Source organism: Deinococcus depolymerans, from assembly GCF_039522025.1.
GTDB classification, from domain to species: domain Bacteria; phylum Deinococcota; class Deinococci; order Deinococcales; family Deinococcaceae; genus Deinococcus; species Deinococcus depolymerans.
On record NZ_BAAADB010000011.1, the window covers coordinates 114500 to 125783 of the forward strand.

At 71.8% G+C, this 11284-nt stretch carries 10 protein-coding genes; 3 read left to right on the forward strand and 7 right to left on the reverse strand.

Annotation, left to right across the window (positions count from 1 at the left end; translation table 11 throughout):
- Positions 1-17: 17 nt before the first annotated feature.
- Together ABDZ66_RS06940 and ABDZ66_RS06945 are read right to left on the reverse strand one after the other, a co-directional pair.
- Entirely contained in the window at positions 18-920 is a 903-nt protein-coding gene (locus ABDZ66_RS06940; protein WP_343757334.1) for a transposase, read from the reverse strand.
- 625 nt (positions 921-1545) lie between these two features.
- Positions 1546-2664 (reverse strand): C40 family peptidase, encoded by a 1119-nt coding sequence (locus tag ABDZ66_RS06945; RefSeq protein ID WP_343757335.1) that lies wholly within the window; start codon positions 2662-2664, stop codon positions 1546-1548.
- 369 nt (positions 2665-3033) lie between these two features.
- On the opposite strand from ABDZ66_RS06945, the gene ABDZ66_RS06950 reads away from it, so the two are divergent.
- A complete protein-coding gene (locus tag ABDZ66_RS06950; protein ID WP_343757336.1) occupies positions 3034-4320 on the forward strand; it encodes an MFS transporter in 1287 nt (428 codons plus the stop codon).
- Positions 4321-4366: 46 nt separating this feature from the next.
- Positions 4367-4528, forward strand: coding sequence for a hypothetical protein (locus ABDZ66_RS06955; protein ID WP_343757337.1), 162 nt, complete (start codon positions 4367-4369; stop codon positions 4526-4528).
- A gap of 239 nt (positions 4529-4767) precedes the next feature.
- Here the strand turns inward: ABDZ66_RS06955 and ABDZ66_RS06960 are convergent, their stop codons facing one another.
- The 3 genes from ABDZ66_RS06960 to ABDZ66_RS06970 all read right to left on the reverse strand — a co-directional run bounded on the left by ABDZ66_RS06960 (position 4768) and on the right by ABDZ66_RS06970 (position 8617).
- On the reverse strand, positions 4768-6513 hold the full coding sequence (locus tag ABDZ66_RS06960) for an SLC13 family permease (RefSeq protein WP_343757338.1): 1746 nt from the start codon (positions 6511-6513) through the stop codon (positions 4768-4770).
- Between the two features lie 78 nt (positions 6514-6591).
- Complete coding sequence (locus tag ABDZ66_RS06965; protein WP_343757339.1) at positions 6592-7707, reverse strand: [LysW]-lysine hydrolase; 1116 nt, start codon at positions 7705-7707, stop codon at positions 6592-6594.
- Positions 7697-8617, reverse strand: a complete 921-nt coding sequence (locus tag ABDZ66_RS06970; protein WP_343757340.1) for a hypothetical protein — start codon at positions 8615-8617, stop codon at positions 7697-7699. Before ABDZ66_RS06970 ends, ABDZ66_RS06965 begins: the two co-directional genes overlap by 11 nt.
- Positions 8618-8855: 238 nt before the next feature.
- Here ABDZ66_RS06970 and ABDZ66_RS06975 point away from each other — a divergent pair, with 238 nt between their 5' ends.
- Positions 8856-9113: a hypothetical protein gene (locus ABDZ66_RS06975; RefSeq protein ID WP_343757341.1), complete on the forward strand. Its 258-nt coding sequence runs from the start codon at positions 8856-8858 to the stop codon at positions 9111-9113.
- 76 nt (positions 9114-9189) lie between these two features.
- Here ABDZ66_RS06975 and ABDZ66_RS06980 read toward each other — a convergent pair whose 3' ends face one another.
- Entirely contained in the window at positions 9190-10695 is a 1506-nt protein-coding gene (locus ABDZ66_RS06980) for a YifB family Mg chelatase-like AAA ATPase (protein WP_343757342.1), read from the reverse strand.
- A gap of 191 nt (positions 10696-10886) precedes the next feature.
- A complete protein-coding gene (locus ABDZ66_RS06985) occupies positions 10887-11258 on the reverse strand; it encodes a Sec-independent protein translocase subunit TatA/TatB (protein WP_343757343.1) in 372 nt (123 codons plus the stop codon).
- Positions 11259-11284: the final 26 nt, after the last annotated feature.

Below are 11284 nucleotides of genomic sequence, written 5' to 3' on the forward strand. Positions count from 1 at the left end.
TGGGAGCCTGACATAAGTCATGAGAAACCCTGAATGACGTTCCAGCCGATCGGCGATCGTCGACGACGTGACGGTTCAGGGTCACTGGCCTGGGAGAGGCGCAGCCTCTCCAAGACTGGTGTTCGACGTGTCAAGGCCTGGCGAATGGCGCGCAATCCCAGCTGCGCATAACTCAAGCCCCGTGCCCAGTGTGGATCGACCTCCCGCCGTTTCCCTTGCTCCGTGACGGCCGTTCCCTCGCTCAAGGCCATCAGGTACGCCATGCCCAGCACGCACCAGAGTTTCTCCAGTTGGTGCGCCTGATTCAGGCGCGTGTCCTCGAGGTTGAAGACCCCGCTCTTCAGGTCGAGGAAGGATTCCTCGACCTGAGTACGTTGGTGATACTCCGCGAATGTTCGCGTGTGACAGGGCTGACTACTCACGATGAACCAAGGATCACGTTGTCCAAAAGGCCGCACTGCCGCGATGTTCACGGGCCCGTATCTCTGCCCCGTGACGTACACCCCATGCCGCACGATCAACTGACCGTGGTGACTGAGCTGTGACTGAAATTGCCCCAAGGACGTTCCGTCCTGATCAAAGAGGTGGATGGGACCTTTGCCGCGAATCATCCACTGCCATCCGAAGGTGGTGAAGTCGCCCATCAACGTGTGATCAAGGAAGCCCCGGTCTGCACAGATGCAGACCTCTTCGACCTGTGGCAAGTGGACGAGCAGGCACTGGACGCTGGCGAGCACAGGGTAGATTTCCTGATTTCCCACCGTCGAACTACCATGACGGATGACGCGCCAGGACAACGGTATGGCACGCCCCCGGTAGACGAGGGAGACGCAGATCACGCACCAGCGTTTGAACAGGAGGGTGGTGTCCAGGGCGAGGGTGATGCGCGCATCACCCCAGTCACGCAGTGCGACCTGCATGAGGTGTTGGTAGACCGCGCGCCAGGGGACGCTGGAGGACGTCAGGGCGCGCAGGAATCGTCGTTCATGACTCTGCGCGTATCGGGCTCGGGAGACCACGAAAGGAGCACCACGCGGCTGGGTGAGGGACGCAGCTCAGGAGGAGACCGGCGACCATCCAGGCGAACGTTCGGGCATGTCGCTGATCCGACCATGGAGCAGTTCGGAGGAGGGCGAAGATGCGGTGGAATAGAGTGGAGGCGTCCCCGTCGGTGTGCTGTTCTTGTGTCATGACAGCTCAAGAATGCCCCGTCGGGGGCATTCTCATCTGTAGTGTCAGGCTCCCAGCGGAATCCGTATGATACGGACTGCCGTTTGTTTCGTTCACAGATCGGAACACCACCGATCTGTCAACGCCACGTCCGGAACCCGCCCAGCTCCTCCTCGCTTCGCTCGGATTGAATGGGTTGCCACACCCGTTTAATCCGGGTGGACGCGACTCGGAGAGCGGCCCCGCACAGTCGGAACCCAGCGGACGGCCGGGCGTGACGCTGGCAACCCGGAACACCACCAGGTTGTCAGCGAAACAGGCGACCGTCCGTACGACCTGCACGGACCCCGCGCGCCCCTCTCCCGCAGGGGGCGCTCAGGGACGGCCCAGGGCCAGCGGGTCATCCAGCACGCGCCGCGCCCACAGGTAACGCGGCCCCCAGTAGCGGTCACTGCGGAACCGGTCGACGCTCACGCGTCCCTGGTAACTGTTGGCACTCACGAACTGGTCATCCCCCAGGAAGATGCCGACGTGCGACACCCGCCCGCGGCCCTCGGTATCGAAGAACAGCAGGTCACCCGGCCGCAGGTCACGGTCGTCCACCGGGACGCCCGCCTGCGCCTGATCGGCACTGACGCGCGGCAGCGGCACGCCCAGCGGCGTGAAGACCTGCCGCACGAAGCCGCTGCAGTCCGTGCCGCTGCGGCTCTCGCCTCCGAACACGTACGGCGTGCCGAGCAGCGCCATGGCCGCGCCGCGCCAATCGGTTCCCGGGGAGAGCGGCGCAGCGGAAGGAACGGCCGCTGCCGCGCCCGGCAGGACCGCGGCGGCCCCCCCGGCGGGCGCGGGCGACGGGTCCTGCACGCGCGGCATCGGCCGCGCCGGTTGCAGCGCCGGCACGGTCTGGGCCGGCGCTGAGGGCAGGAACGGGGAGCCGCCCACGCCGGCCGGCAGTGGGGGCGCGGCGGGGCGGGCCGCGCCCTGATCCTGCGCGCCGGGCGGGAGGGTCAGCAACTGCCCGGGCCGCAGGGTCGCGCCGCCCGGCAGGGCGTTGGCGGCCAGCAGGGCATCGACCGTGACGCCGTACCGCCGCGACAGGGCGTACAGCGTCTCGCCGGCCTGGACCGCATGGGTGCGCGGCGCGGCCGTCAGTGTAAGCACCTGCCCGGCCCGCAGGTCCGGGCGGGTCAGTCCGTTCAGGGCCAGCAGCGCCTCGACACTCAGTCCCGCGCGGCGGGCCAGGCTGAAGGCGGTATCGCCGGGCTGCACGGTCACGCTGCCCACCCCGCGCAGGTCGCCGGCCTGCAGACCGGCCACCGGCTCGCTGCCCTGCGCGGCGGCCGGCCCGCCCCCCAGCAGCGCTGCCAGCGCGAGCAGCGCGAGTGGACCACGCCACCGCGCGGGGACGGGGAAGGCGGCTGGCCGCGCGGCGCTTTTCCGGAGTGTGGACGGAACAGACGGAATCCGTATCAGACGGTCGGCAGACAGGGACATGGGAGACTCGCAGGGGAGGGCCGGCCGGAACGCGCAGGGCCGGGCAGGGGATCGGCAGCTGAGAAACATGAAGGTTGACCTGACCCGCGCACCGTAACACGGGGCGGCCCGGCCTGCCAAGACGCCCCCCGGCAGGGAGGAAGCGCGTCATACGGATTCCGGGCGTAGAGTCGGCAATCCGGCGGTTTGCCGGGTTGTCAACGAAACAGACGGCAGTCTTCGCTGATCCCACGCTGCGGAGCCGCGCTCCGAGTCGCTTCACCCGGGTTGAATGAGTTCTGCAAACCATTCAACCCGGGTCCGTCCCGGACGTGCTGTCGTCCTGACTGGGGGGCCGCTGCCGACCCGGCCCGGCGTATGGTGAGCGGTGTGATCGCCCGCGCCCAGGCGTGGCGCACGCGCACCTTCAGCGCCCTGCGTCACCCCCACTACCGCCGCTACTGGTTCTCGCAGCTGCTCTCCCTGATCGGCTCCTGGATGCAGGCCACCGCCCAGCAGTACCTCGTGCTGGAACTCTCGGGCGGCAGCAGCGCCGCGCTCGGCTGGGTGACGGCCGCGCAGTTCATGCCCAGCCTGCTGCTCTCCCTGTTCGCCGGGGCCGTCATCGACCGCGTGCCGCGCCGGCGCGTGCTGCTGGCCACGCAGGTCACGCTGCTGCTCACGGCGACCGCGCTGGCCGTCACCACCCACCTCGGCGTGGTCAGCCTGCCGCTCGTCATGGGGATCGCGTTCCTGTCCGGCTGCGCGAACGCCTTCGACATGCCGGCCCGGCAGAGCATGGTCGTGGACTTCGTGCCCCGCAGCGACGTGCCGAACGCCGTCGCGCTGAACAGCCTGTCCTTCAACGTGAGCCGGACGCTGGGGCAGGCACTGTTCGGCGTGGTGGCCGCGCTGGGCGTCACGCTGCTGGCCGGCGGGAACAGCGACGACATCTCGCGGCTGGCGCTGCCCTTCTACCTGAATGTCATGTCGTTCTTCGTGGTGCTGTACGTGATCGCCACGCTGCCCTTCCCGCAGCGGGACGCCGGCCCGCGCGGCAGCATGGCCGAGGACGTCCGCGAGGGCCTGCGCTACGTGCGCGGCACCCCCGCCGTGCGCAACGTCATGCTGCTGGTCGGCGCGCTCAGCCTGACCATCATCAACTTCAACGTGATCATTCCCTACTACGCCCGCGTGGTGTTCGACGCGCGCGAGGCCACCTTCGGCGCACTGTCCGCCGCGTTCGGGATCGGCGCGATGGCCGGCGCCCTCTGGCAGGCCAGCCGCCCCAACCCCCTGCGCAACCTGCGGGTCGGCGCGGTCATCCTGACCCTCAGCGCCGTGGTGCTGGCCCTCACGCCCGGCCCGGCACTGGCCTTCCCAGTCCTGGCTGCCTGCGGCTTCGGGATGCTGACCCTGCTCGTCAGCGCGAACAGCAGCGTGCAACTCGCCATTCCCGACGCGCTGCGCGGGCGCGTCATGAGCCTGTACTCCTTCGTGCTGGTCGGCATGGGCCCCCCCGGCGCGCTGATCGCCAGCAGCCTGATCAGCCGCGACGGTCCCCTCGGCCCGCGCGCCGGTCTGATCGCGCTGGCCGCGCTGGGAGCGCTGAGTACCGCGGCGCTGTGGACCCGCCTGCCCCGCGAACCGCGCCCTGCGGCGGAACGTGAACTCTGAACCCAGCCTAAGCCCGCACGCCGCGAACGGCTGTTATGCTGCGTGCATGGCTTCAGACCGCAATCCTGACCAATCGCACGCCCTGATGACCTGGGCGCTGATCGTGGTTGCCCTGGGCGCGATCATCGGGATCGGCACCACCGCCGCGCTGCTCGCCCGCAAGGGACGCCCCCTGCCCGACGACCCCGACGCCCCCCTGTTCATCTGAACGGCGAAGGTGCAGGGGCGGACCGATTCAACCGGTCCGCCCCTGCACCTTCGCCCGCGCCGGACGGTCCTGATACCGACTCGGAGAGCTGCTCCGCAGAGGAGGAGAGAAGCGCCCCTCCGGACGTGGAGTTGACGACCCGGTGCCGTTCCGGGTTGTCAACGAAACAAACGGAATCCGTATGACCCTCCCCGGGACACCCGGAGACATCTGCGCTACCGAAACAAACGGAGTGCGGATCAGAACGGCCAGACGCGCGGAATGATCAGCAGGGCCACCACGAAGGTCACGACCGTCAGGCCCGACCCGACCCGCACGAAATCCATGAAGGTGTACCGCCCCGGCCCGTACACCAGCATGCACGAGGGTTCCAGCGGCGTGATGAACGAGTTGCTGGCCGCCACCGTGATCCCGATGATGAACGGCCGCGGGTCGTACCCCAGCGCCTTGGCTGTCCCGATGGCCAGCGGCAGCATGACCAGCGCCGCCGCCTGATTGCTCATGGGCTGCGTCAGGAGCACCGTCACCAGGAACAGCGCGCCCAGCAGGCCGTACGGCCCCAGTGGTTCCAGCACGCCCGCCAGCGCGCCGGTCAGCGCGCGGGCCGCGCCGCTGTCCTCGAAGGCCGTGCCGAAGGCCAGCATGCACGCGACCAGGATGATCACCGGCCACTCCACCGACCCGTACGCCTCCTCGGGCGTGATCAGGCGCAGCATCAGGCTCAGGGCGACCGCGACGACCACCGCGACCGCCAGCGGCACCACGCCCAGCCCGCCCAGGATCACCGCCCCGCCGAACAGCAGCAGTGCCAGCGGCGCCCGGCGCAGGTCCCGCTGCCGTTCGGTCAGGTCCCCCATGACGACCAGATGCTCGCCCAGCGAATCGATGCGGTCCGCGCCCCCCTGCACCATCAGCACGTCACCCACCTGGATGCGCAGGCGGCCCAGCCGCTCGACGTTCCGGGCGCGGCGGTGCAGGGCCAGCACGGACGCCCCGTAGCGCTCACGGAAGCGCGCCTCTTTCAGGGTGCGGCCCAGCAGCGGCGAGCCGGGCATGACGACCGCCTCGACCAGCCGTACCGCGCCGCCCTCGTCCGGCCCGAGCTTCTGCTCGCTCTTGCTGATCACGCCCAGCGTGCTCTTGCCGGCCAGGATGCGCTCGGTGGGTCCCTCGACGGTCAGGGTGTCGCCCTCCTGCACCCGGAAGTCCGGTCCCGGCGCGTACTGAGTGGGCTGATCGCCCCTGCGCACCGCCACGACCGTCAGGCCGTGATCGCGGCCCAGGCCGGTCTCCCGCAGGGTCTGCCCGGTCAGCGGACTGCCCGCCACGACCGTCAGGTCCGCGAGGTACGCCCGCAGCGACTCTTCCAGCTGCGCGTCGCGGGCCGGCAGCAGGCGCGGCGCGATGAAGAACAGGTACGCCAGACCCACCACCGCGACCGGCAACCCCACCCAGGCCAGCTCGAAGAAACCCAGCGGTTTCTGGCCCGCGCCGGGCAGCGCGCCCGACACGACCAGGTTGGTGCTCGTGCCGATCACGGTAACCGTGCCGCCCAGGATGCTGGCGAACGCCAGCGGCATCAGCGCGCGGCTGGCGGGAATCCCGGCGCGGCGCGACATGCCCGCCACGACCGGCAGGAACACGGCGGTCGTGGCGGTGTTACTGGTAAAGGCGCTGACACCCGCCACGGTGCCCAGCAGGGACCGCAGCGTGGCCGTGGCGTTCCGGGACCGGCGGGCCAGGGTCACGCCGATCCACTCGATCACCCCGGCGCGCAGCAGCACCCGCGTCAGGATGAACAGCGAGGCCAGCGTCAGGACCGTGTCGCTCCCGAAGCCCGCGAAGGCCTCCTTGGGTTTCAGGAGGCCCAGCAGCAGCAGCGCCGAGAGCAGGCCCAGCGCGGTCACGTCCACCGGGAGCCACTCGGTGGCGAACAGCACCAGCGCGGCGACGAACAGAATCAGCAGGATCAGGATGGGGTCCATGGGTCACCCGGCAGCGTGACGCGCCGCGCCGCCGTTCACGTGAGAAAAACCGGAAGACCTCCCGGCTTGACCGGCCCGTCAGCCGGGCTGGACGGCCGCGCCCGCACCGGCCGCCCAGCCGGTCACCAGTCGTGTCAGCGCCTCACGCAGCACAGCCACGGCGCGGTCGTACTCCGCGAGGTCCAGGCGTTCTTCCGGCGTGTGATCCAGCGCGCTGTCCCCCGGCCCGTACGCCAGCGTGGGCACCGGCCAGTGCGCCGCCACCACGTTCATGTCACTCGTGCCGGTCTTGACCTTGAACACGGGCGCGCCGCCCTGCGCGCGGATCGCGACCCGCATGGCCCGCGTCAGCGCGTTGTCCCTGGGGTGCCGCACGGCGCGTTCATGCCCGGTGAAGCTCACGGTCACGCTGTCCAGGTCGGCCAGCAGCTCGCGGATGGTCGCCTCGGCCCCCTCGGGGCTCACGCTGGGCGGCAGGCGGAGCCCGAAGGTGCCGCTCGCCCGCTGCGTCAGGCCGTCCGTGCCCGCCGTGATGTCCTGCACGGTCGCCTGCACCCCGCCGAACACGCCGCCCGGCTCGCCCGCCGCGGCCGCCCAGGCCCGCACGCGGAACCACGCCTCGGTCAGGTCGTCCCCGGCGCTGCGGCCCTCACCGGCCGTGTGAAAATTCTCGCGTTGCGCCGCGGCCTTCACGACCAGGCGGCCCTTGTACCCCAGCGTCAGGCCCTCCCAGCCGCTCGGCTCGCCGATCAGGACCACGTCGGGGCGCAGCACCTCGCGGATGTGCCGCGCCCCCCGGCTGCTGGGCGCCTCCTCCTCGGTCGCGCCGATCACCACGAACCGCGCCGCCGAGAGCGCCCCGGGTGGCAGGGTCGCCACGGCCGCCATGAACGCGCACAGCGGCCCCTTGGCGTCCACGCTGCCGCGCCCGTGCAGCACCCCCTGGGCGTCCACGTGCACCGGAATGTCGCCCGGCACGGTGTCCATGTGCCCCAGCAGCGCCACCGTCAGCGGGCCGCTGCCGCGCTCGCCCACGGCGTTCCCGGCCTCATCCACCCGCGCCTCGAAGCCCCGCGCGGCCATCCAGCCGCTCAGGAACTCCGCGACCGGCCCCTCCTGCCCGGACAGCGACGCGATCTGCACCGTGCGGATCAGCAGCTCACGCGCGTCCGGCGTGCCGCCCTCATTCGACATCCATCACCCCGCTCGACGCACTCGACGCCCGCGCGAGCGCGGCGAGCAGCCGCGCGATGTCCGCCAGCGCCATCAGGGCGATGGTGCCGACCCCGCCGGCCAGCAGGGTCCACAGCGCCGCCAGCGGCTGCCCGCCCGTGAACTGGAAGAAGGCCAGCGCGACCGCCGCCACGAACAGCACCAGCCCCAGCACCCGCAGCCGCCCGGTCAGGCCCTCGACCACCTCGGCCTGCCGCGTCAGGGCCGCCACGGCCGACGCCGCGCCCCGCAGCGGCACGCCGGCCGGCTGGACCGGGAGTGGCGCGGCGGCCGGCGTGACCGGGGCGGGGGAGGGCGCGGGAGGGGCGGCCACCGGGGCCTTGCTGAGGTCCGGCGTGCGGCTCGGCGAGAACCCCGACGACGAGATCACCACCGGCGTCGGGGCTTCCGGTGCGGGCGTGGCGGCGGGCGGCGCGGGTTCCGGAGCGGGCGCGGGATCCGGGGCGGGTTCCGGCCGGAACGCCGGGTGTGGTGCGGGGGCCGGGGCGGGCGTGGGAGCCGGCGTGTGGGCCGGGGCGGGGGTCGGGGCGGGTTCCGGCGTGTCGGCGGCCCGCTCCTTGGCGAGCGCGGTCGCGTCGCGCACCTGCCCGAAGAACGCCTGCACCTGCGCCGGATCGAATCCCAGCAGGCTGGCGGTCAGGGCCGTCCCGGCGGGCGTCTCGACCCGCAGGGTGCCCTCCTGGTCACTGTGAATGCGGGTCAGGTCACGCAGCGTGACCCGGCGCGTCCCGTCCGCGTCCTGAAACAGCAGCGTGTCAGCGGTCAGCACGAACAGCGCCTCGTCGCGCTCCAGCGACGTGAGAGGGGAATCCGTCATTCCGAGGGTCTGCAGGGCCTGCACGGCTCGTTCACTGGGGGCACGCTGGGTCATGATCACTCCTTGGGAAACTGCCGGGAGAAGGGCGCAGCGTCTGAACAGCCGGTCCCCCCTGCACCTGGGCGGCCCCGGTCACGCTACGCGCAGCCCGGAACCTGTCGGCACAGCATACCCAACCCTGCCCAGGCACGCGCCGGCGCAGCGGGTCACCCGCGCAGGCCACCGCCGCGCATGAAGACACGCCCGCGCCGCCTCTCACCGCGCCTCCCGCCACGCGCGCCACACTGCCGGCATGAGCGACCAACCCAAGGACACCACCCCGCTGGGCCGCAGTGTCGAGGCCGTCGAACGCGAGGGCGGCAACCTCATCAACGACCCGCGCGAGGGAGAAGCCCTGCGCCGCGATCAGGGACCGGCCGTCATTCCGGCCGTGACGAACGCCAACACCACCGGGGTGATCGCCGCCGTCGCCCCCGCCGACCTGATCGAGCCGGGCAGCGGCCCGGACGACGGGACCAGCACCGTCAACCGCGACAGCAGCGAGGAATAAGCCAGCAGGACAGAAGTGGGCGGCACCTGGGGTGAATCTCCCGTGCCGCCCACTTCTGCACTGTGCGCGGGTCGCGTCAGCCGGTGCCCAGGTCGCGCGGCCGGTATGTGACCGCCTCGGCCAGGTGGGTCTCGCGGATGTCGTCGCTGCCCGCCAGGTCGGCCACGGTCCGCGCCACGCGCAGCAGCCGGTCGTAACCGCGTCCGGTCAGGCCCAGCTGTTTCGCCGCGGCCCGCGCGAACCCCTCGGGACCGGCCGCCAGGGCAGCGTGCCGCCGCAGGGTCTGCCCGCCCAGATCGGCGTTCCGGCCGCCCTGGCGGGCCAGCATCCGCTCGCGGGCCGCGGCCACCCGTGAGCGCACCGGTGCCGTGGGTTCCGGTTCGGGCGCGCGGGTCAGTTCTTCCACGGTCAGGCGGGGCACCCGCACGGTCAGGTCGATGCGGTCCAGCAGCGGCCCCGACAGCCTCGCGGCGTAGCGCGTCCGTTCGGCCGGACTGCACACGCAGGCCTTCTCCGGGTCGCCCAGGTGCCCGCACGGGCAGGGGTTCATGGCGGCGATCAGCTGGAAGCGCGCCGGGTACTGCACGGTCGCCCGCGCGCGGCTGATCACGACCGTGCCGTCCTCCAGCGGTTGCCGCAGCGTCTCGAGGGCCTTGCGGCTGAACTCCGGGAATTCATCCAGGAACAGCACCCCCCGGTGCGCGAGACTGACCTCACCGGGACGGGGCACGCCGCCCCCGCCGATCAGCCCGGCGTCCGACACCGTGTGGTGCGGCGCGCGGAACGGGGCGCCCAGGTTCAGGCGGCCCCGCGAGGCCAGCAGGCCCGCCGCCGAGTGAATCCGCGTGACCTCCAGCGCCTCCGGGCGCGTCAGGGGGGGCAGCAGGCCCGGCGCGCGGCGGGCCAGCATGGTCTTCCCGCTGCCGGGCGACCCGACCATCAGCAGGTTGTGCCCGCCCGCCACGGCGATCTCCAGCGCGCGGCGCGCGCCGCTCTGCCCCTTCAGGTCCGCGAGGTCCAGCAGCGCGTCGTCCGGCCCCTGCGCCTCGGGTGCGGGCGTGACCGGCAGCGGGTGGGAGCCGCCCAGGTGCCGGGCCGCCTCGGCCAGCGTGGCCGCCCCGAACACCGGGACGCCCTCGATCAGCGCCGCCTCGGGTGCGTTCCCAAGTGGCAGCAACGCCGGGAGGCCCAGCTGCGCGGCCAGCAACGCCAGGTTCACGGCGCCCGCGATGGGCCGCAGGCTGCCGTCCAGCGCCAGTTCACCCGCCACCAGCGTCCCGGCCAGCGCCGCCGCCGGCAGCAACTCCTGCGCGGCCAGCAGCCCCAGCGCGATCGGCAGATCGTACAGCGGCCCCTCCTTGCGCAGGTCCGCCGGGGCGAGGTTCACCGTGATCCGCGCCGCCGGGAACGGCAAGCCCGCGTTCCGCACGGCCGCACGTACCCGCTCGCGGGCCTCGCTGACCGCCTGATCCGGCAACCCCACCACCGTGAAGGCCGGCAGGCCCGGCGAGACGTCCACCTCGACCTCGACCGGAACGGCGTCCACGCCGATCAGCGCGACACTGCGGGCGCGGGCCAGCATCAGCGGCCCCCACGGACTGTGCGGAAGTTCACGCTGGTCAGCGTAGCAAACCTGCCTGACAGAACCGTTGCAGATGCCGCGCGGCCGCACGACTGTCGGCACCCAGACGGCTGACCACCAACTTCCTGACACCGGGCGTCCCCACGGCCATGCGCGGCATGACCGGTGGGGACGCCGTCATCCTGGCCGGCTCAGCCGGGCGTGTTCTCCTTGACGACCGACACGGTCGGCGCCGGCGCGACCGGCTGCGGCACCACGGCACTGGCCTGCACGGCGGCGGGCGGCGCTGGCACGGGCGGCACGCCACTGGTGGGCGCGGCCGCCTGGGCCGCCGGAACGGCCACGGCCTGGGGCGTGTGGATGGTCTGCACGGGGGCCGCGCCGGGCGGGGTGGTATCGCGCAGGCCGCCTTCAAGGTCGTCTTTCAGACTCTGCGTGCTTCTGCGGAATTCCCGCAGGCCCGCACCGAGACTCTTGCCCAGCTCGGGCAGTTTGCGCGGGCCGAACACGACCAGCGCGACCAGCAGAATGACGATCAGTTCACCGGGACCAAGATTGGGCATGACTTCCTCCAGAGGTGGGCGGAGCG

Bases quoted from the DNA above. Each gene is read 5' to 3' on its own strand.
- ABDZ66_RS06940 (WP_343757334.1), bottom strand. From the start codon at position 920: ATGCAGGTCGCACTGCGTGACTGGGGTGATGCGCGCATCACCCTCGCC.
- ABDZ66_RS06945 (WP_343757335.1), bottom strand. From the start codon at position 2,664: ATGTCCCTGTCTGCCGACCGTCTGATACGGATTCCGTCTGTTCCGTCC.
- ABDZ66_RS06955 (WP_343757337.1), top strand. From the start codon at position 4,367: ATGGCTTCAGACCGCAATCCTGACCAATCGCACGCCCTGATGACCTGG.
- ABDZ66_RS06960 (WP_343757338.1), bottom strand. From the start codon at position 6,513: ATGGACCCCATCCTGATCCTGCTGATTCTGTTCGTCGCCGCGCTGGTG.
- ABDZ66_RS06965 (WP_343757339.1), bottom strand. From the start codon at position 7,707: ATGTCGAATGAGGGCGGCACGCCGGACGCGCGTGAGCTGCTGATCCGC.
- ABDZ66_RS06970 (WP_343757340.1), bottom strand. From the start codon at position 8,617: ATGACCCAGCGTGCCCCCAGTGAACGAGCCGTGCAGGCCCTGCAGACC.
- ABDZ66_RS06975 (WP_343757341.1), top strand. From the start codon at position 8,856: ATGAGCGACCAACCCAAGGACACCACCCCGCTGGGCCGCAGTGTCGAG.
- ABDZ66_RS06980 (WP_343757342.1), bottom strand. From the start codon at position 10,695: ATGCTGGCCCGCGCCCGCAGTGTCGCGCTGATCGGCGTGGACGCCGTT.
- ABDZ66_RS06985 (WP_343757343.1), bottom strand. From the start codon at position 11,258: ATGCCCAATCTTGGTCCCGGTGAACTGATCGTCATTCTGCTGGTCGCG.